This window comes from Advenella mimigardefordensis DPN7, assembly GCF_000521505.1.
Lineage (GTDB): Bacteria > Pseudomonadota > Gammaproteobacteria > Burkholderiales > Burkholderiaceae_B > Advenella > Advenella mimigardefordensis.
Genome location: NZ_CP003915.1, coordinates 3763878 through 3784913, shown reverse-complemented (window position 1 = coordinate 3784913; position 21036 = coordinate 3763878). Strand labels below are relative to the sequence as shown.

Below are 21036 nucleotides of genomic sequence, written 5' to 3'. Positions count from 1 at the left end.
CGTACAAAGTCTGGCTTGTGTGCGTGCGTCCTGTGCCTGTGCCCGAGAGGCCGGTTGGCCAGGGGCATGTTGGCAAAGCGTCACACGAACGACGAAACCTGCATTGTAGAACATTCGCCCGGCAGGCGCGGCTTGCTCAGGCTGCGAAGCGGAATGTCATCACGCGTGCCGGCGGCACATTGGTCCACACGATTTCACTACTGTAATGACAGGCGTTCAGGGATGCCTGCCATTGCGTCTGGCGCAGATTGTAGGTGAACTGGATGGCGCGTCCCTCGTCCTTCAGCAGGGTCTGCCAATGGTGCAGAATCCGGCTGCGCACTTCGGGCGGCAGGGAAATAAGCGGCAGGCTGGAGACGATGGCGTTGATGCGTACATCTGGCGGCAGCAGGGCGTCCAGATCGGCTGCATTGCCATTGATGATGGTCAGGTGCGGAAAGCGCCGTTGCAGGTGCTGGGCAAAGACATTGGAAAACTCAATGACGATCAGCTTGTCTGCAGGAACGCCATGATCCAGTATTGCCTGTGTGATAACACCGGTGCCGCCGCCCAGTTCAATCACAATGCCGTCATGATTCAGCGGAATGTGCTTGGCCATATAGCGTCCCAGCTTGCGGGAACTGGGACAGATAGCGCCGGTAAATTTGGGCTGGTGCATCAATTCGTTTACAAACATGAGCGGCCGTGAATGCCTGACGGTTTTTTTCAGACGGCCCAAACCGCTTCTGCACCATGTTCCAACCATATATTTCTACGTCCCGTTTTATTGTTGATCACAACATGGTGCCTGCGCGCCCGGCCTGTTTAAGGGCCGGCGTATTAGCGAACGCGCATGCCAGGCTGCGCGCCTTCCCATGGTTCCAGAATATAGATACCCGGGTTGGCTTTTTCATCTGCATCGCTGGCGGCAAGTACCATGCCTTCAGAGACACCGAACTTCATTTTACGTGGCGCCAGGTTGGCCACCATTACTGTAAATTTTCCGATCAGGGTCTCGGGCTGATAAGCTGATTTTATTCCAGAAAACACATTCCGGGTTCTGCCTTCGCCCACATCCAGTGTAAGACGCAACAGCTTAGTGGAGCCTTCTACATGCTCACAACTAACAATTTTTGCAATTCGCAAATCTATTTTTACAAAATCATCAATTGTGATTACATCTGCAATCGCTTCGCCACCGGGCAATGCAGCGGCAACCGCTGCGGCTACAACATCGTCTGTGGGCGCATCGGGTTCAAACAGGGAATCGAGCATGGTGGGTTCAACGCGCTGCATCAGATGCTTGAACGGCGCGATATGATCCGGCAGTTCCGCAGCATCGCTCCAGTTAAAGCCACGAGTCATGCCGAACAATTCAGTTGCAATACGATCGGCCAGCGCGGGAAGTACCGGTGCCAGCATGACAGACAGGGCCTTGAAGCCGGCAATGGCGCGTGAACATACGTCCTGCAGAGCCAGCTTCTGCTGCTCGTCGGCGTTGCTGATGCCTTTTGCCATCACCCATGGCTGGGCACTGTCAAACGCCTGGTTGATCTTGTCTGCATGCGCCATCAGATTGCGGATCGCACGGGCATACTCACGGTTCTCGAAGTCACTGCGTACCTGTTCGGTCAGCGTGGCCAGTTCCGTTGCCATTGCCTGGGCATCGCCGGCATAACCCAGCTTGCCATCGAAATGACGGGTGATAAACGTGGCGGCGCGGCTGGCAATATTGATGTATTTGCCGATCAGGTCACTGTTGACGCGCGCGATGAAATCATCGGGGTTGAAGTCAATATCTTCCACCCGCGCGTTGAGCTTGGCCGCAATGTAGTAGCGCAGCCATTCAGCGTTCATGCCGATGTCCAGGTACTTCACGGGTGAAATACCGGTACCGCGGCTTTTGGACATTTTCTCGCCGCTCACGGTAATGAAGCCATGCACGTTCAGGGCATCGGGCACTTTGCGACCGGAGAATTTGAGCATGGCCGGCCAGAACAGCGCATGGAAATACACAATGTCTTTGCCGATAAAGTGCACCTGCTCTGTACTGCTTTCCGGATCCAGCAAGGCGTCAAAGTCTATGCCCTGCAGTTTGCAATAGGCTTTGAGCGAAGCCAGATAGCCCACGGGCGCATCCAGCCAGACATAAAAGTACTTGCCCGGTGCGTCGGGAATTTCAATGCCGAAATAGGGCTCGTCGCGCGAGATATCCCAGTCGTTCAGATTGCTTTCTTTATCAGCGTCGTTGCCCAGCCATTCGCGGGTCTTGGCCAGCACTTCCGTTTGCAGGCGCTTGTTTCCCTGGTTGTTGGTACCGGTGGTCCATTCCTGCAGGAATTCCACGCAGCGTTGATCGGACAGGTTAAAGAAAAAGTGCTCGGACGATTTAAGTACCGGTGTCGCGTTGGTGAGCGTGGAGTACGGGTTGATCAGATCGGTGGGCGCATAAACGGCACCACAGACCTCGCAGGAGTCGCCGTACTGGTCCGGCGCATGACATTTTGGGCACTCGCCCTTGATGTAGCGGTCTGGCAGGAACATGCTCTTGACCGGATCATAGAACTGTTCGATTGTTTTGGTGCTGATGAAGCCGGCAGCCTTGAGCTGGCGATAGATGGCCTGCGATAGGTCGATGTTTTCCTGACTGTCGGTGCTGTGCCAGTGATCGAACTTGATATGAAAGCCGTTCAGATAGCGCGGGCGCTCCTGGGCGTAGCGTGCCACCAGTGCCTGCGGTGTGATGCCTTCCTTTTCTGCCTTGAGCATGATGGGTGCCCCGTGGGCGTCATCTGCGCCCACAAAGTGCACGGTGTGACCGGCCATTCGCATGCTTCGTACCCAGATGTCAGCCTGGATATACTCCATGATGTGGCCAATGTGGAACGAACCGTTAGCGTAAGGGAGAGCCGTGGTAACAAAAATCGTGCGGGACATAAGATGCAATGTAAGTACAAAAAAGGGGAGAAAGAGTGATTTTAGACGAATATTGCCTGGTGCCGGGTTTTTCGGCGATGGGCAAGCAATGATGATAGCACCCCGAAGCCGGGGTGCGGGTCTGGCATCTGTACCTATGCAAATGCAGGGCGCAAATGGCAGTTTCTATAGCGGGTGCTATTGCGGGTTTTTATCGTGCTGGCGGTCTCGGAACGTGTTGGCCATCCGCCTTGCCTTGCCTAGAGCACGCCTACCTGATGCGCGACCACGCCCCCGACAGCACATGCCAGCAGGGCCCACATGGGGTTGGCTTCAGTGAAATAGACAAACAGCAGCGTACCCAGCACCATGCCCCAGGTGAGTACATCGAAGGCTGAGTACAGCGACAGTTCCATGCCACTTGCAATAATCAGGCCAATCGCGACCGGCACCACGGCGTCCTGTACCAGTTTGTATTCGCGTCGGTGGGTATAGTGGCTGATGACACGGCCAACGGCAAAGGCCAGTACCGAGGCCGGCAGCACCATGCCGATGGTTGCGATCAGCAGCCCGGCCACGCCGGCTACATGCCAGCCGATGATACTGGCAACCAGCACATTAGGCCCGGGCGCCGATTGTGCCACGGCAAACAGGTGGGTAAAGGTATCGGAACTCATCCATTGATGAATGTCAACGGCCGCATGGCGCATTTCAGGGATGGCGGCGTTGGCCCCGCCAATGGCAATCAGGGAAATGCGACTGAAGGTCAGAAACAGTTCTAGCAAGTCTGTCATGGCTGGTGCCCCTGACGACGGGCGACGATGAAATTGGCGACAATGGCCAGCGGCATCATCACCCCCACCACTTGCAACAGCGAGAATTTGAGCAGCACCACCAGGGCAATGGTGATAATGCCGGCAACGATATGATGGGGGCGCAGGTCAATTTTGCTGGCCATTTTCAGGCCGGTGCCGATGACCATGCCGGCCGCCGCGCAGGCCGAGCCTTGCAGGGCGGCGTTGAAGTACGGGTTCTGGTCCAGGAACTGGTACAGAAGGGCCAGTACGATCAGGATCAGCACCGGTAACACCAGCAGTCCGGCCACGGCGACCGCCGACCCCTTGATACCATGATAGCGATCGCCCAGCATGACCGCCACATTGACGGTATTGGCACCGGGCAACACTTTGCCAATGCCCAGCAGCGTGGCGAAGTCTTTTTCGCTCAGCCAGCGCTGCTCGCGAACAATCACGTGGCGGGTAATCGGCCCAACGCCGCCAAAGCCCAGCAGCCCGATTTTGGCAAAACCGCGAAACAGGGCGGGAAGTGTGACTGCGGGTGTGGGAGAAGCGGGAGGGGGCGCTGCAGCGGAAGTCCGAGTCATGTGCGAGGGTACCAATCATTCAAGTCTTATATAAGACTTGAATTGTACTCTCAATAATCAGGGAAATCCCGCAGTATTTGCCCCTTATGCGCTCGAAATCACATCCGTCATGTTTTTTGGCCCAGCAGTGACATTTTGCCGTTGCGCATGGCGGTCAGCAGGGAGAGAACGGCAAGGGTTGCCATAATGAGCCCCACATTGCGGAACATGCCAGCGTAGCCCGCGGCAGCGATCCAGTATTGGCTCACAAACGGCGAGATGAACTGGCCGATAAAAATGGAAGTGGCCACGAGCCCTGCAATGCGGCCACGGAGTGCGGGAGCAGAATGGGTAATGGCGGTAGACATGATGTTTGGCATCACAACTCCCAGTCCGGCGCCCAGAATGGCGTTGGCCAGCGCCAGCCCCTCAAAAGCCGATGCCACACAAAGCAGGCCAAAGCCGGAGGCCATCAGGCTGAAGCCCAGCAGAAAAATGAGCGTCGTGTTCAGGCGGCGTTTCAGCAGGCCAAAGCACAGGGCGACGATGCCGCCAGCCAGATTGAAGGCAGCCAGTACCATGCCGAAGCTGCTGGCGTTATAGATATTCAACGCCTGCATATGAAATTGCAATTGCGATGGGACAGTATAGAAGGAGACATTGACCAGGAATGCCAGCAGGCAGACGGTTGCCACAACGAGTCGGTTTACCGGTGCATCGGTAAATGACGTTGTCGGATGCAGGCTGCGCGGTCGTTGGGGTTCGGTCAGGCAAAGGATAACGGCGGGAATCAGTATCAGTGCAGCACCGTAAATGATAAATGGCATACGCCAGTGCATTTCTGCCAGCAGGCCGCCGGACATGACAAAGACCACACCGCCCAGCTGGACAAAGGCCTGTTGCAGACCCAGATATTTCTCCCGCTCTGCGCCAGTGAAATAATCACCGATCAGCGCGGTATTCAGAGTGATAATGGCACCGATGGCAACGCCCAGTACGGCACGGCCAATCAGCAGCGCCGTCAGGCTATCAGCGACCAGACCCGACGCTCCGGCCAGGCCATAGAGGGCGATCGCCATGACCAGCAGCCCCTTGCGACCGAAGCGGTCAGCCAGCATGCCTGCCAGTGGAGCAGACAGCGCGACAAATAACGATGGCAGAGTGAGTACCATGCGACTGAGCAGGGCGATATGCTCGTTATCGGCAAAACGGGTTTCAATAGCGGGTAGCGAGGGGGCGATAATAATCCCGGCCATAATGGTGAGGGTCGCCACCAGCAGCAGTACCAGCTTGCGTGCGGCCAACTGGCGTGAATCCGGCTGGAAAGCAAGCGTGCCCTGTTGCAGGGAACGCGGTGTTGGCGGTGTATCGGGGCTCATGATGACCTTGATTGAAAGAGTAAGCCGCTATCATAAAACCTGAAGCAAGGTTGAGGTCAACCTGGGCGTGATGCAAGTTTTGCCTGCGCTGTGCTAAAGCAGTGATATAAAGAAGCACAGATTTGAAACAGATTGCTGCGATGCCTTTGCGGTTCATGCAAAATAGAGGCCAGCCGGGCATGAAGAACAGGCCCGTTATTCGGGAAAAAATGATCTGCCTGCAACTGGCGCGGCCAAATGTCTTTAAGGACATCTGGCATTATTTACAGATGTAATATCACAATGAAAGATATCAGACACCTTGATCTTAACCTGCTGAAGGCGCTGGACGCGTTGCTGGACGACCGGAATGTGACCCGGGCGGCGGCTCGTTTGGGGGTAACACAACCGGCAATGAGCGGCATGTTGACGCGATTGCGCGATACGTTTGAAGACCCGCTGTTTGTGCGAGCCCAGCGCGGTATTGAACCAACGGAAAGAGCGCTGGCCCTGGCCATACCGCTAAAGCAGGTGCTGGGCGAGGTAGAGACGCTGCTGCAACCGCCGGTGTTTGACCCGGCCACCGCAACTCAGCAATTTACCATTGCCTCTACCGATTATGCCTTGCGTGCCATTGTACTGCCGTTTGTGGCCAGGATCAAACGGCTGGCGCCCCATATTCGGGTGGCGCTGGTACTGGCGAATGATACCCAACTGCTGACGCAGCTGGAGCGCGGGGTGATTGATCTGGCGCTGGTGTCGCCGGAATATACCTGTCAGGATCTGCATGCACGCAAGCTGTTTGACGAACATTACGTTTGTGTTTTACGCCAGGATCATCCCTTGATCAAATGCCAGCAGGATCTGACGCTGGAGCGGTTTTGCGAGCTGGATCACGCCCTGGTGTCTTATAGCGGTGGGGGCTTTCGCGGCAGTACCGACGAGGCGCTGGAGAAAATGGGCCGATCGCGCCGGGTTACGGTGTCCGTCAAAAGTTTTCTGATTATGCCTGATGTGTTGCGGGCCAGCGATATGGTGTCAATGCTGCCCAGCAGGCTGGTGACCGATATGACCGGGCTGGCAGTGTTCGAGCCGCCCATTGCCATTACCGGTTTTACCAATATGGCGGCCTGGCACGAGCGTACGCACAGGGATCCGGCGCAGCGCTGGTTGCGGCAGTTGTTATTTGATATTTGCCTGGATCTCCATGCGCAATGCGAGGCGGGGCGAGTTGAGCAAACCGGCACGCCAGACACGGTGATCTGAAAGGTGCCGGTTTACCGGTAAGGAACGCATCTTGGTACGGAACGCAGTTGCGACCACACTCAGGCGGCGGCGCCGCGATAGCGTTCCAGCCAGTGCGCATAAGGAGCGGGCAGTACCCAGGTAGGACGCGGTTGATCCAGGGTTTTGGCCAGCGTTAGCGGATAATGCGGGTCTGTCAGGTGGGCGCGGCCAATCATAACCAGATCCAGCTGTTCATCCTGAACCACGCGGTTGGCGACCTGTGGATCGTCAATGCCCCAGGCCGACGCGACAGGCAGGCCGGCCCCATTGCGTACGCGTTGTGCAATAGGTGCCAGGAACGCCGGGGTTGCCCATGGAATTTGTGTATCGGGAATAACAAAGTTAGCGCTTACGTTCAACAGGTCCAAACCGCCCTTGCGCATATTGCGTGTAAGTTCAATCGACTCCGCTACTGTTTCTTCATCACGGCCGTCATATTCAATCACACCGAAACGTGCGGTGAGTGGCAGATTTTCAGGCCATTCTGCGCGTACGGCTGCCAGTGTTTCCAGCAGAAAGCGGCTGCGGCCGGCCAGATCGCCACCGTATTGGTCTGTACGCTGATTGCTGTGGGCAGAAAAAAAGCTTTGTGCCAGATAGCCGTGAGCAAAGTGCAATTCCAGCCATTCGAAGCCGGCATCCCGGGCGCGTTTGGCCGCTGCGGCAAAATCGGCCTTGACCCGCTCGATGTCCTCAAGTGTCATGGCCTTGGGAACTCTGGGCAGATTCTCGCCATAGGCAATGGCAGACGGGGCGATGGGTTGCCAGCCACGCGGATCATCGGCGGCGATATGGTCATCGCCATCCCATGGCCGGTTGGCGCTGGCCTTGCGACCGGCATGGGCAATCTGGATGCCCGGCACTGCACCGGCCGCCTTGATGGATGCGGCAATACGTGCCAGCCCGGCAGTGTGCTCATCGCTCCACAAGCCCAGGCAGTCTGGCGTAATGCGGCCTTCGGGCGATACTGCGGTGGCTTCCACAATCACCAGGCCGGCGCCGCCACGAGCGATGCTGGCGTAGTGGATCTGATGCCAGTCATTGGTAAAACCATCCTGGGCGCTGTATTGGCACATGGGCGGAACGGCAATGCGATTGCGCAAGGTCACGTCTTTCAGGCTGAAGGGAGAAAACAAATTGGTCATGGTGGAACTCTTTACGTCTCTTTAAGTGTTTGAGCGGCATGTGCGGATGTGGTTACATGCCTGGGTTCGTTAAATTATGGTGCCTTGCATCAAATAATTCAAATGCTAAATTTTTATTTAAGTTATCAGTTTTGGTGATAATGGGAATGGCGTGATATAGGCGCGGAATAGGCACCGTATAGGCGCTGTATAGGGGATGCCGGGCTTGCTGGCGTCCCGGCGCGTTTAGGCAAAGCCGCCATTGGCGCGCAGCACCTGTCCATTGACCCAGCCGCCATCGCTGCCTGCGAGAAACGCAACCACGTTTGCAATGTCATCGGGCTGACCCAAACGCTCCAGCGGGGCCAGCTTGCCCAGTTGCGCAATCTGCTCTTCACTTTTGCCTTCAAAAAACAGTTCGGTGGCAACGGGACCCGGTGCCACTGCATTAACGGTGATGTTGCGACCGCGCAGCTCGTTGGCCAGTACGCGCACCAGGCCCTCGACGCCTGCCTTGGCTGCGATGTAAGGGCCATATTGAGGGAAGGATTTGGCGATGACGCTGGTGGACAGCGCGATAATGCGTCCGCCTGCCTGCAAATGCGCTGCCGCCTGACCCAGCACAAGGAATGCGCCGCGCAGATTGGTCTGGATGATGCGATCAAAGGCCGCAATATTATCGGGAGCGATCGCGGCCATGGTTAGCATGCCAGCACTATGCACAACGGCGCTGATCGGGCCATACGCTTGTTGCGCCGCGGTAAATAAACGCGCTACGTCTTCCGGTACAGAGATATCGGCCTGGACGCTCATTGCCTGCCCGCCGGTGGCCTGGATGGCATCGACAACCTCCCGGGCTCTGGCGGTGTTACCTGCATAATTGATGACGACCCGGAAACCATCGGCGGCCAGACGCAGGGCAATGGCGCGTCCGATACCACGCGAGGCGCCGGTCACGATGGCGGTTGGCGTAGTGCTTTCCGGTTGGGCGCTTGAGCCGGTGTTGTTGAAGTCCTTGACAGTGTTACCGGTATTTTTGCTGATGTTCATCGTGATGTCCTTGAATGATGAGGTTGATGATATTGATGTTGATGTTGATGTTGATGTTGATGTTGATGTTGATGTTGATGTTGTTGATGTTGTTGATGTTGATGTTGTTGTTGTTGTTAATGGACTATGCCTTCGCGGGGAGGTGTTGCCGGATAGGGCGGTGATTACACTCGTGATATGCGACTGCGACGAATAACATCATATCGATTGACGTCTCATGGATAAATGGGGTGAAATTGGCTAGTTAATTCAAAAAACATCAACAATGGAATGCATATGGACCGCTTCGATGCGATGCAGCTCTTTATTCGAATTGTGGAGCTGGGCAGTTTTACTGAGGCGGCGGGGGCGCTGAATCTGCCGCGGGCAACGGCCACCCATGCTATCAAGGAACTGGAAAAGCGGTTGGGCGCGCGGCTGCTGGATCGCACCACGCGTCAGGTGGCTCCTACGCTGGATGGCCAGGCTTTCTATGAGCGCAGCAAACGGGTGCTGGCCGAACTGGAAGATGCAGAGACCTCACTGAGCACGCATGTGAGTAACCCCCATGGGACGCTGCGGCTGGACCTGCACGGGGCGCATGCGACGAAGATCATCCTGCCGCGCATAAGCGAGTTTCGCGCGCGTTATCCGCATATTGATGTGGTGATCAGCAGCGGTGACCGTCTGGTGCATCTGGTTCGCGAAGGCATCGACTGCGTGGTGCGCGCCGGACAGCCGCGTGATTCGTCGCTGGTAGTCCGAAAACTGGCAGATATGCCGCAGATTATCTGCGCCAGCCCCGACTATTTATCCCGCTACGGGACGCCTGCGCATCCGGGTGAGCTACCGCAGCATCAGGCAATTGGTTTTTTCTCGCGGGGCAATGACAGTCGCTATCCGTTCTCTGTGATGATGGATGGCCAGGAAACGCAGTTCGAAGCCAGCGGCTGGATGTCTGTGAGCGATGCAGAATGTTATACCAGCGCAGCCCTGGCCGGCTGTGGCCTGATTCAGGTGCCGCGTTTCCGGCTGGAAGCACATTTGCGTGCGGGCAGGCTGGTGCAGGTGCTGGCCGACTGGCCATGTCCGGACTTGCCCGTGTGCGCGCTGTATCCGTTTCACCGCCAGTTGTCGCCGCGCGTTCGTGTTTTTATTGACTGGGCTCGCGAGTTGTATCGCGAGAAGTTCAGCGGTTGAAATGACACGAGCGGTGTGAAATGACAAGGGCGGAAATGCCAAGGGTGATGGCAAGTGCAATCTTGATTGGCTTGCCCGGTGTTTATTTTATTTCCCGTATTTCCACATCTGTGATATCGGGTTTGCGAGAGAAATTACCCGGTTTTTTGAATTTTTCGGAAAATTCAGACTGAGTCTGGCGGGCGCGGGTAGAGGTTGTTTTCCAGTATTCGCGGGCGACGAACGGTTTGCCGCGCACCTTCGCAATAATATAGAACAGCCCCACTGCAATGGCTGCAGAGACCAGGAACACCGCGGCCATGACAAGGCCTGCAATGGTGATCACACCAAATAGCAGTGCTTTGAAAAACCGGTCCAGAAAATCGTTCATAAGTGGTCAGATCCTTGTATGTGGGAAGCGCCAATAAGCATTCGTTATGACTTATTGTACACAAGCAATTGATTTTGCTTGGTTTGTTTTTATCTATAGTAGGGTTTTTTCAGGAAAATTCAAGGCTGTATCACAGGCGGATATGCCAAAAGATTTCAAAAAGATGTTACGGCTGTGAAGGCGGGCGGGCGATGCAGGCTGGGCGGCGAGTAAAACAAGTGTGATCGAACAACCGTAATCTGCCGGGGGCGCAGGGCATCGCTTATGGTGCTGATGTGTGGGCACCCTGATCGGAGGCGCCTTCATGGGCCAGCCTGGCGGATCCTTTTGGCCTTTGTGGCGACAAGCGTCGGGGGCCGCGCCATAGACAGGATATCCCTCTCCCACACAGATTTTAACAATGTGCAAGCCCATTAAACGTTATCATTAAGGCCATCACACCCCTAAATATAGTATCAATTGCAGCGAGTTGAAATGAGTTTGTCGTCAAAAGCCCTTTTGGAGGCGTTACGGTCTGTGGTAGATCCGGTTGCCGGTACGCCGGTGGTGCCGGCGCTGAAGGAGTCCGATATCACACTGTCGGGAACGGGCGCAACGGTGCGTGTCGAGCCAGGCTATGTGACCAGCCCCGCCGTCAGAGCTTCTCTGACCGAACAGTTGCAGGCTGCCGCCAGACAAGCCGGCGCGCAGCAATTGACGCTGCAGTTCAGCGATACGGTAAAGGCACATGCTGTGCAAAGCGGGCTCAAGCCCATTGCGTCGGTTAAAAATATTATTGCTGTGGCTTCGGGCAAGGGTGGCGTCGGCAAAAGCACGACCAGCGCCAACCTGGCGATTGCGCTGGCGCAAAGCGGCGCGCGGGTCGGTATTCTGGATGCCGACATTTATGGCCCCAGCCAGCCGCTGATCATGGGCGTATCGGGCAAGCCGGTGTCCAATGATGGCAAGACCATGGAACCGCTGCGTGCACATGGGATCACTGTCAACTCTATCGGTTTTCTGATCGATGCCGATTCGCCGGCGATCTGGCGCGGCCCCATGGTGACGCAGGCGCTGGAGCAATTGCTGCGCCAGACCAACTGGCCCGATCTTGATTATCTGATTATCGATATGCCGCCGGGCACGGGTGATATTGCACTCACGCTGGCGCAAAAGGTACCGGTGGTCGGCGCCATTATCGTGACCACGCCTCAGGATATTGCGCTACTGGATGCCCGCAAGGGTTTGCGCATGTTCGAAAAAATGAATATTCCGATTCTGGGTGTCGTGGAAAACATGGCAATGCATATTTGTTCGCATTGCGGTCATGCCGAAGCTATTTTTGGTGAGGATGGCGGCAAACACATGGCCCGGGAACTGAACGTGCCATGGCTGGGCGCCTTGCCGCTGGCAAAAAGCATTCGCGAACAGACGGATGCAGGTACGCCTACCGTTGCCAGTGACCCCAATAGCGAAGCCGCGGGGCTTTATCGTGAACTGGCCCGGCGTGTTGCGGTGGCTGTCGCGGCTCTGCCCAAAGATATGGCGGGTCGCTTTCCCTCTGTGGTCGTTGAAAACCTGAAGAAATAAAAGCGCTGAATGGACCAATGCGATTGAACAAAGCTTGTTTTCTTACAACGATTTTATTGTTGACCGGTATCGGTCAGGTTTCGGCACAAAAACCGGAAGTGATTATTGATCCCAGCGGGCTGAACCCTGAAGCGCTGGATGCCGTAAACAAGGGTATTTCAGCTGTGGTACGCATGGCCGATGATCAGGACTCGGGCGAGGCCGACCGGATCCGTCGCAAGGGTCGTGAAGCGGTGATGTCTGCGCTGGCCACCCGTGGCTATTTTGCACCCGATGTGACATTGGAAGTGGGTGAAGATGTGGGTGGTGAAACCTGGGATATTTCCATTGATCCCGGCAAGATCTCCAAAGTCACCTCGGTCACGAATAATTTTACCGGCAGTATTGCCACCCCGCGCTTTAACGATCGTGTGTCACAGTTGCGCAAGGATTGGGGCCTGCCGGTAGGCAAGGATTTTCTGAACGAGCAGTGGAGTAACGCCAAGTCCAATATGCTGGATGGCGTGGCGGCCAATGATTTTTATCTGGCCCGCATGACGCATTCGCAGGCCGTGGTCAATCCCGAAGCGGCCAGCGTTGAAACCGAGACCACCGTCGATAGCGGTCCCGCCGTCACGCTGGGGCATACCGAAGTGGTGGGTTTGCGACGGGTGCCCGACAGCCTGATTCGTCGCTATATCAAATACACACCGGGCCAGCGTTTTTCCCAGGAACAGCTGGATACCTGGCAGCAGCAGATTCAGTCTACCAATTTCTTTCGCGGTGCATTTGTGACCCTGAAAAAACCGCCTGGCGATGAAGTCTATGCCCAGGATGCGGTTGAACTGCCGGTATCGGTACGGGTGAATGAGGCGCCGGCGCGTTCACTGGCCGGCTCGCTGGGGATAGACGATTCAGTGGGGCCGGGCGCCGAGATCATGTACAAGCAGAACGTGGTGTTTGGCCAGCCGCTGATTATGGAAACCGGCGCGGCAGTGAACGCCAAGCTGCAGCGCGCCTATCTGGATTTTAATTTGCCGCCGAATCTGGACGGCAGTAAAGATAGCGTCGGTGTGATGTTCCGTCATTCTGATATTCAGAATGAAGATGTGATGCGTTATGCACTGGGCTGGAAGCGCAAGCTGGAGTTCAAGCTGGATGAAGCCAGCCGGGTCGATTATGAATCGAACTGGGGCGTGCTGGCCGCTTACGACTCAGTCAAACGCGAAGGCGAGGACCGTTATCGTCTGCCATCATTGGTGGCCACCTGGGATTTTCTGCGGCGCGATGTTGACAGTAAATATGATCCTCGCGAAGGCAATCTGATTGCCCTGGGTCTGGGCGCCGGTGTGACCCTGGATAAGGGCGAACCCTTCAGCCGGGTTGGACTGCGTGCGCAACAGTGGTGGCCGATAGGCCGGCGCGATGTTCTGACCATGCGTGGCGAAGTGGGGCAGGTGTTTGGTTCCAGTGGTATGCGGATTCCCGATGACTTCGGTTACCGGACCGGCGGTGCGCGTTCCATTCGCGGCTATAAATACAATGCTATCGGTAAAAGTGCGGGCGATGCGGTTGTAGGTGATCGCTCGCTGGCAGTGGTAAGCGTTGAATATATGCGTTACTTTGATGATCGTTTCGGGATGGGCGTGTTTATTGATGCCGGTGATGCGGCAGAGGCGTTCAATAAAATGAAGCTGCATGTGGGCTACGGCGTGGGCGCCAGGATCAAGACGCCGGCCGGTCCGCTTTTTCTGGATCTGGCGTATGGCCAGCGTGATCGCAGCTTGCGGCTACACTTTTCATTGGGAGTGGCATTCTGATGAAAATGAAATATTTGCGCTGGTATCTGCGCTGGAAACCCATTGTGCTGACGTTGCTGATCGGGCTCTGCGCTTTTGTATTCTGGTTTATGGGCACCAACCCGGGCAGCCGCTGGCTGCTCAATACGGTGATGAGTCAGATGGGCGGCGAACTCACCAATGTGCGCGGCACCCTATGGAGTGGTATTGCGCTGGATCGGCTGCTGATTGATACCCCCGAGATCAAAATTACCGGCAAGGAAGCGGTGCTGAAAGTAGACTGGCTCAAATTGTTCAAGCGCACCTTGCGTGTTGAGCAGATGAGTGTAGCCGATCTGGACGTCAAGCTGCTGCCGCTGGAAACACCCGAGCCCGCTCCTGAAGAGGCCAAGCCATTCGAAATGCCGGGTATTCCGGTAGGCATACAGGTGGATCGGCTGGATGTGGGCGATTTTGCGCTGCTGATGCCCGATGGGTCCGGTCTGCCGGTGGGGCTGAGCAATTTCAGTGTCGCCGATTTGCTGATCATTGATCAGCACGCCAAAGGCACGCTCAAAAGCGTACACGTCTCGCATCCGCAGTCCGAGGTTGATCTGAACGGTACGCTGGAAATCGAATCCATCAAAAGTCCTTACCCCATGAAGCTGGATCTGACGGCGAAACTGGCGACGCAGAACCAGCAGTCGCCGGTATGCTTGAGCCAGTTCGTGCAGATTGGAGGCGTGCTCACAGGCGCGCTGCAGCAGCGTGATTGCACGTTCGATCTGCATACGCAGGTGGCCGGCGATCTGGAAAAGCTCGGCGTGGCCCTGCAGGGCAGCGGCCAGGGGGCACAGGTAGATGCCAAACTGAATCTGGGCGTGATGGGTGGTGGGGTTCCGCTGAATCAGGCCGATGTGGACCTGAAACTGGGCGACACCTCCGGCCTGCAATTGAAACTGGACAAGAAAGAAAAAGCGGGCGCGGGCGAATCGGATCGTCTGTCGGGCTCTTTTGCCAGCCAGCGGCTGACGCTCAAGGGTAGCGGTGGCACGGCGGATTCAGTCTTAACCAGTGATATGACATTTGTGGCAGACGTGCTGGGCCTGTCCAACCTTCAGGGATTGCAACTGAAAGGTACGGTTGATAGTGAAAGTCGCTTGCAGGGCACACCGCTGGCCGCCGACCTGGATATCGATATTGATTCGCAGGGCGTCATTACGCAGCGCCGGATTGTGGACGGCGAACAAATGGCCCAGGCGGTGACCGATAACCTTAAAGCCGCTGCAGCCCGCAAGGCGCAGCAGGAAGGCAAGACCGTTACCACGGCAAGTGGCGAGGATGCACTGCAGAAGGCGCAGGAACAGGCCGCCAACACAGATGCAATACAGACAGCGACCACTCAGGTGGATCTGAGTCGCCTGAATATTCGCAAGGCCGATATTGATCTGAAGCTGGGTGACAACAGTATCACGACCTCGGGTAGTTTCGGGCAGCAGGAAAGTGTTCTGCGTCTGGGGGTGGATGCGCCGAAACTGGGTGAACTGGCTGAAGGCGTGAATGGTACGGCCAAGTTTACCGGCACACTGGCCGGCACGATTGCCGAGCATGCGCTGGATATCAGCGGCAAGGTGAATCAGGGCGATGCGAAAACGCTGGGCAAGGCGCCGCTGGATCTGTCGGCCACCATCAACGGAAAGTGGCACGCATTGGCCGATGGCATTGATGGCTGGGAAGGCGAAGTGGCTGCATTGAACCTGGTGCATGCCGGGGTGCGCGTGCGCGAGCGCGATCCGCTGCCCTTGTTGTTCAGCCCGAATGCGACCGGCGTGCAAAATAGCTGGGCGGCAGGGCCTGGTGTGCTGGGTCTGACGCTGCCGGGTGGCCCGGAAGCGCGACTCAAGCTGGACAAAGCCAGCGGCAATGCGCAGGGTATAACCACTGCGGGGTCATTCACCAATCTGACCATCAGCGACAAGCTGATGGACGAGATTGCCAAAATGACAGCAGACAGTGCACAGCTAGCCAATGCAACGGCAAACACAACGGCAAACAGTGCCACGGCTGCAACGGGCGACAAGGCTTCGCGCGATGCCGCAGCCCGGGCGCTGGCGCAAAAAACCGCCGGCAGTTTTCCGGATATCGTGTTTGATGGCAACTGGAATATTGCCACGGAAAATGGCCTGCAGGGCGAGGTTAATCTTCAGCGCACGGCAGGCGATCGCTTTGTACCGCTGGTGCAGAAAATCCCGCTGGATTTTGAGACGCTGAACATCAAGCTGAATGAAACGCGGCAGGACGAAAAAAATGCCGTGCTGGCGATTGCAGCGCAGGGGCAGGGGCCACAGTCCAGCCTGGATACCCAGTTGAATCTGGCAATGGCAAATGTGATTCCGTTGCGTGATGGCAAGTTGCAGCTGGCACTGACCGATGGCGCAGCCGTTCAGGCAGACTTTGAGACGATTGCCGGCGTGAGCGAAGGCACCGACAGACTGACGGCCAATATTGGCTTGCGGGCGCTGAATCTGCAGGCCCTCTCGGCAGGCGCCACACCGGCCTCGCTGCTGAACGGCACGGTAGCGCTGGTGGCCGATACGCTGCCCGGCAAGCGTGAGATTGCCGATGTGGATGTGAATGCAAAATTCACCCAGGGCAGTACATGGAACAACAAGCCGCTGGCCGGCAGCATACTCAGCAAGGTTCATCTGGCGGGCATTTTCGATCAGCAGCCGGAGCAGCAGCAGGCCGATCGCAGCATCAAGCCGAATCTGGACAAGCTGCAGGTGAGCGATACCGATGTGGACCTTACGCTGGGTAATAACCGGATTACGGCGCATGGCGGGTTCGGGCAGGATGCCAGTCAGCTGTATCTGGACGTGAACGCACCGGCGCTGGATAATTTCTGGCCTTCTCTGCCGGGCAGTGCGCTGCTTAATGCCGTTGTGGATGGCCGTGTGACCAATCATCATGCGCAACTGTACGGCATGTATGCGCAGGCGCCCAGCCGCGCGCTGGGCAAGGCGCCGGTGGTGTTTGGTCTGGATATTCAGGGTGCCTGGGATAAAGTGGAAGGCGGCCAGGAAGGCTGGGTGGGCGTGCTGGACAATTTGAATTTGCGTCACACCGAATTGCGCTTGCAGCAGCAAAGCCCCATGTCGCTGTCGTTCCTGCCGGACGATGGGCAGCACCCCATGCAGTGGGCCACCACCGCTTCGCGGTTCCTGCTGGATCTGCCCGAGCATCGCAGTGCGCAGATCGTGCCCGGCGAGTCTGGCGGTAATGGCAACCAGTGGCAGACCAAAGGTCAGATCAAGGATCTGGTGATCAATCCGCAATACCTGATGAATCTGCAAAAGGCGTTTGCAGCCGACAACCCGGCAGCCGCGCAGGCGGCCACACAGGCCGCGAGCAAGGCGCTGGCAGCCGCAGCGGCTGAAAACAAAAAGACCGATGCGGCGGACAAGGACGGCGATAAGCGCAAGGCTGCCAACGTGGCCGACAAGGACATCACGCTGGACGCAGACTGGGACCTGGCGTTCAACCAGATGCTGACCGGCTCGGTGCATATTGAACGCACCGACGGCACCGGTGTATTGCCTTTCAAAACCCCGGTACCGCTTGATTTTGACACTATTGCACTTGACATAGAGCAGCAGAAAACGCCCGAGGTGCAGGATGGCTATGTTGTGACGGCCAGCGCCACCGGAGAAAAATCACATCTGAATGCGGATGTGAGCCTGGACATGGCAACCCCGCTGTTGCTGCGCGATGCCAAAGCGGATCTGGCCCTGCGCGATGGTGCCTTGCTGACCCTGGAGGCAATGGTTTCGCCCAAGAGTGGAGAGGATGGATCCGACAGGCTGCACGCGCGGGTTTATGCCAAAGCCCTGCCGGTCAGCAAGCTGATGGCAGACAGTATTCCCAACACCCTGCTCAGTACCGACCTGACGGCCGATGTTGATATGTTTTCGCCCGCGGCCATCAAATCCGCGACGATCAAGGGCCAGTTTGACAAGGGCAGTATCTGGAACGACAAGCCACTGGCCGGGTCTGTAGACCTGGCGGTGCGCGATCTGGCTCTGGGTGGGCAGGGCGCTGCCGGCATCGATTTAAATGCCTTCCGCGTGCCCGCTGCCAATCTCGATGTGGTTCTGGGTAGCAACAAGATACGCAGCAAGGGAGCTTTCGGTGAAGCCGACAGCGTGCTGACGCTGGACGTGGACGCACCTGCCCTGTCTTCCTTCTGGCCGGGACTGCCGGGCAGCGTGACTGTGGACGGGACGATCAAAGGGATGGTTGCCAAACATGCACTGGATCTGAAAGGCATGTTCTCTCAGGGCAAGTCCACGGAGCTGGGCAAGGCACCGGTGAATTTCCATTTGGCCGCCGACGGTTCCTGGGACAAAAATGAGCAGGGGATAGAAGGGTGGCGCGGTACGCTCTCGGCACTGGACGTGAAGCACGCAGGTATCAGTGTTGAGCAGGACAAACCCTGGGCGCTGGCATTTGCGCCCGCAGCAGAGGGTGGCCTGCCGGCCTGGGAAGCGGGGCCATCGGCTATCAATATCGGCCTGCCGGGTAAGCACAGCATTGTGATCAATCAGGAAGGCACCACCGGCAGCAATGGCAAGTGGCAGACCAAGGGTTCGATTCGTCGTTTTGTGCTGAGTCCTGCTTTCATTCGTGATATGCAAAAGCTGGCTGATCCGGCGGCCAAAGAAGCGCAATCGGCCAACGCCGGAATTATTGACCGACGCAAGGGGGCCACACAGGAAGCCTCGCTGGTACTCGATTTCGATTGGGATCTGGCCTTTGATGGTGCGCTCACCGGCAAGACCGCCCTGAAACGGGTAAGCGGCGATTTCATGATTCCGGCGGCTACACCGATTCCGCTGGGGCTGAGCAATTTTCTGGTGGGGGCCAATTTCAACAAAACCGGCGCCACCTCCAGTACGGCTAATCTGAATATTGCCTTCGATACCCAGAACAAAGGTAATCTGAAAGGGACTGGCGCCATTGCGTTCAATGGGCTGACACCGAATCTGAACGGCGGCTCAAAAATCACGCTTAACGGTAACCTGGCCGATATCAGCTGGATGGGACCGTTGACCGGCGATATGCTGGATTTGGGCGGAGCCGTGGCATTGAATGTGACGGCACAGTCCCGCGCCAATGGGCAATGGGCGACCAGCGGCAAGATTTCCGGCTCCAAAGTCAAAATTGTGGAAATCGACAACGGCATCCGCCTGCTCGATGGCACGCTGGAGGCCACCCTGCGCGACAATCAGGTGGTGATCAACACGCTGCGCTTCCCGTCGGTGATTCGCATCACGGCCAATGAGTGGCGCACCAAGAAATGGATTGAGGACAATGCCCCCGCCCAGAACGGCTCGCTGGGTATTACCGGCAAATGGAATCTGAATACCAGCAAGGGTGATTTCCGGGTCGTATTCGATCATTACCCCATCATTCAGCGCTCCGACCGGTTTGTGATGATCAGCGGTGATGTGGACATCAATGCGCCTCTGCCGAAAGTGGATATCAAGGGTAAGGTCACGGCTGATGCCGGCTGGGCCAGTGTGGATATTCTGGGCAGTGTGCCAACGGTCGATGGCGATGTGGTCGTGCTCAAGCCGGGTCAGACCAAGGTGGTCAAGGAAGCGTCGCCGCTGGACCTGAGCCTGGATTTCACTGTCGATCTGGGACCCCGTTTTTATATTGTGGGCATGGGGCTGGACTCCGGCCTGGTCGGTTCGCTGAATGTGATTCAGGAAAAGAACCAGCTGACCGGCGTAGGTGCGTTCCGTACCCGTGGTGGCGCGATCGAAGCCTATGGGCAGCGCCTGCAGATCCGGCGCGGTCGCATTACCTTCCAGGGTAACCTGGCCAATCCGATTCTGGATATCGAAGCCTTGCGCACCGGCCTGGATGTAGAAGCCGGGGTCAAGGTGGTGGGAACGGCCAGAAAGCCGAAGATTGATCTGGTGTCTTATCCTGACGTGAGCGAGGTTGAAAAGCTGTCCTGGCTGCTGATGGGGCGCGGCCCGGATAGCAGTGGCAGCGATGCGGCTCTGCTGTTCTCGGTGGGTTCATCTATCGTGGGTGGGGGCGAGCCGTTCTATCGCAAGCTGGGGCTGGACGATATTGCCATCCGTTCGGGTAATATCGGTGAATCAGGCACCATCCTGCCGGAAAAAACGGTGGCTTCAAGCGTGAATCAGGAATCGTCCAGCGATTTGTCCCAGCAGTTTTTCATGGCCAGCAAGAAGTTTGAAAACGGCATGACGGTCAGTGTCGAACAGGCCATGGCCGGTACCGGCACCGTAGTGCGCGGCAGTTACCGGCTGTTCAGGAACCTGTCGGCCGATATCAAGGTGGGCACCGTAAACGGGCTGGAACTGATCTATCGCCGGTTTTTCAGAGACTGATGAAAAATGCATACTCCCCTGCAGCTGCAGGGGCTACAATGGCGCTTTTCCCTTCGGGGCAGACCCCAGCAGAGAGATACAGTCTATGAGTATCAAGAATGACCGGTGGATTCGGCAGGCGGCGCAAGACGGCATGATCACTCCCTTCGAGGCGGGTCAGGTGCGCGAGCGTGATGGCCAGAAAATCGTGAGCTACGGCACCAGCAGCTACGGTTACGATGTGCGTTGCGCCGACGAATTCAAGATTTTTACCAATATCAATTCCACCATCGTGGATCCCAAGAACTTCGACGAGAAATCCTTTGTGGATTTCAAGGGGGATGTGTGCATTATCCCGCCGAACTCGTTTGCGCTTGCCCGCACCGTTGAGTATTTCCGCATTCCGCGTGAAGTGCTTACGATCTGCCTGGGTAAAAGTACCTACGCACGCTGCGGCATTATCGTGAACGTGACGCCGCTGGAGCCGGAGTGGGAAGGCCACGTAACGCTGGAATTTTCCAATACGACACCGCTGCCGGCAAAAATCTATGCCGGCGAGGGATGTGCCCAGTTTCTGTTCCTGCAGGGCGACGAAGTATGCGAAACGTCATACCGTGATCGCGGCGGAAAGTATCAGGGTCAACAAGGCGTCACACTTCCAAGAACATAATCAGGCT

Annotated in this window: 15 protein-coding genes; 7 read left to right on the top strand and 8 right to left on the bottom strand. The window is 56.8% G+C overall.

Going from position 1 to position 21036, the window contains the following annotated elements; genetic code table 11:
• Positions 1 to 136 precede the first annotated feature (136 nt).
• The 5 genes from MIM_RS17425 to MIM_RS17405 all read right to left on the bottom strand — a co-directional run bounded on the left by MIM_RS17425 (position 137) and on the right by MIM_RS17405 (position 5637).
• On the bottom strand, positions 137 to 676 hold the full coding sequence (locus MIM_RS17425; protein ID WP_042071695.1) for a class I SAM-dependent methyltransferase: 540 nt from the start codon (positions 674 to 676) through the stop codon (positions 137 to 139).
• A gap of 143 nt (positions 677 to 819) precedes the next feature.
• On the bottom strand, positions 820 to 2916 hold the full coding sequence (gene metG, locus MIM_RS17420) for a methionine--tRNA ligase (protein ID WP_025374042.1): 2097 nt from the start codon (positions 2914 to 2916) through the stop codon (positions 820 to 822).
• Between the two features lie 239 nt (positions 2917 to 3155).
• Positions 3156 to 3689: a chromate transporter gene (locus tag MIM_RS17415; RefSeq protein ID WP_025374041.1), complete on the bottom strand. Its 534-nt coding sequence runs from the start codon at positions 3687 to 3689 to the stop codon at positions 3156 to 3158.
• Positions 3686 to 4279 (bottom strand): chromate transporter, encoded by a 594-nt coding sequence (locus tag MIM_RS17410; RefSeq protein WP_025374040.1) that lies wholly within the window; start codon positions 4277 to 4279, stop codon positions 3686 to 3688. Before MIM_RS17410 ends, MIM_RS17415 begins: the two co-directional genes overlap by 4 nt.
• A gap of 107 nt (positions 4280 to 4386) precedes the next feature.
• Positions 4387 to 5637, bottom strand: a complete 1251-nt coding sequence (locus MIM_RS17405; RefSeq protein WP_025374039.1) for an MFS transporter — start codon at positions 5635 to 5637, stop codon at positions 4387 to 4389.
• 282 nt (positions 5638 to 5919) lie between these two features.
• Here MIM_RS17405 and MIM_RS17400 point away from each other — a divergent pair, with 282 nt between their 5' ends.
• Positions 5920 to 6882: a LysR family transcriptional regulator gene (locus tag MIM_RS17400; RefSeq protein WP_025374038.1), complete on the top strand. Its 963-nt coding sequence runs from the start codon at positions 5920 to 5922 to the stop codon at positions 6880 to 6882.
• A gap of 59 nt (positions 6883 to 6941) precedes the next feature.
• Here MIM_RS17400 and MIM_RS17395 read toward each other — a convergent pair whose 3' ends face one another.
• Both MIM_RS17395 and MIM_RS17390 read right to left on the bottom strand, forming a co-directional pair.
• On the bottom strand, positions 6942 to 8048 hold the full coding sequence (locus tag MIM_RS17395) for an NADH:flavin oxidoreductase/NADH oxidase (RefSeq protein ID WP_025374037.1): 1107 nt from the start codon (positions 8046 to 8048) through the stop codon (positions 6942 to 6944).
• 225 nt (positions 8049 to 8273) lie between these two features.
• Positions 8274 to 9077 (bottom strand): SDR family oxidoreductase, encoded by an 804-nt coding sequence (locus tag MIM_RS17390; protein ID WP_025374036.1) that lies wholly within the window; start codon positions 9075 to 9077, stop codon positions 8274 to 8276.
• Here MIM_RS17390 and MIM_RS23340 point away from each other — a divergent pair.
• Positions 9070 to 9273 carry a hypothetical protein gene (locus MIM_RS23340; RefSeq protein WP_025374035.1) on the top strand — a complete coding sequence of 68 codons (204 nt, stop codon included), beginning with the start codon at positions 9070 to 9072 and terminating at the stop codon, positions 9271 to 9273. The genes MIM_RS17390 and MIM_RS23340 overlap by 8 nt on opposite strands.
• An 80-nt stretch (positions 9274 to 9353) precedes the next feature.
• Positions 9354 to 10256, top strand: coding sequence for a LysR family transcriptional regulator (locus tag MIM_RS17380; RefSeq protein WP_025374034.1), 903 nt, complete (start codon positions 9354 to 9356; stop codon positions 10254 to 10256).
• Positions 10257 to 10338: 82 nt separating this feature from the next.
• Here MIM_RS17380 and MIM_RS17375 read toward each other — a convergent pair whose 3' ends face one another.
• Entirely contained in the window at positions 10339 to 10626 is a 288-nt protein-coding gene (locus MIM_RS17375; RefSeq protein WP_025374033.1) for a hypothetical protein, read from the bottom strand.
• A 474-nt stretch (positions 10627 to 11100) separates the two neighbouring features.
• Between MIM_RS17375 and apbC the strand changes: the two genes are divergently transcribed.
• The 4 genes from apbC (at position 11101) to dcd (ending at position 21029) form a co-directional block, all read left to right on the top strand.
• Entirely contained in the window at positions 11101 to 12195 is a 1095-nt protein-coding gene (apbC, locus tag MIM_RS17370) for an iron-sulfur cluster carrier protein ApbC (protein ID WP_025374032.1), read from the top strand.
• Positions 12196 to 12212: 17 nt separating this feature from the next.
• Positions 12213 to 13994: an autotransporter assembly complex protein TamA gene (locus MIM_RS17365; RefSeq protein ID WP_025374031.1), complete on the top strand. Its 1782-nt coding sequence runs from the start codon at positions 12213 to 12215 to the stop codon at positions 13992 to 13994.
• Positions 13994 to 20380 (top strand): translocation/assembly module TamB domain-containing protein, encoded by a 6387-nt coding sequence (locus MIM_RS17360; protein WP_025374030.1) that lies wholly within the window; start codon positions 13994 to 13996, stop codon positions 20378 to 20380. Before MIM_RS17365 ends, MIM_RS17360 begins: the two co-directional genes overlap by 1 nt.
• Positions 20381 to 20465: 85 nt before the next feature.
• Complete coding sequence (gene dcd, locus MIM_RS17355; RefSeq protein ID WP_025374029.1) at positions 20466 to 21029, top strand: dCTP deaminase; 564 nt, start codon at positions 20466 to 20468, stop codon at positions 21027 to 21029.
• Positions 21030 to 21036: the final 7 nt, after the last annotated feature.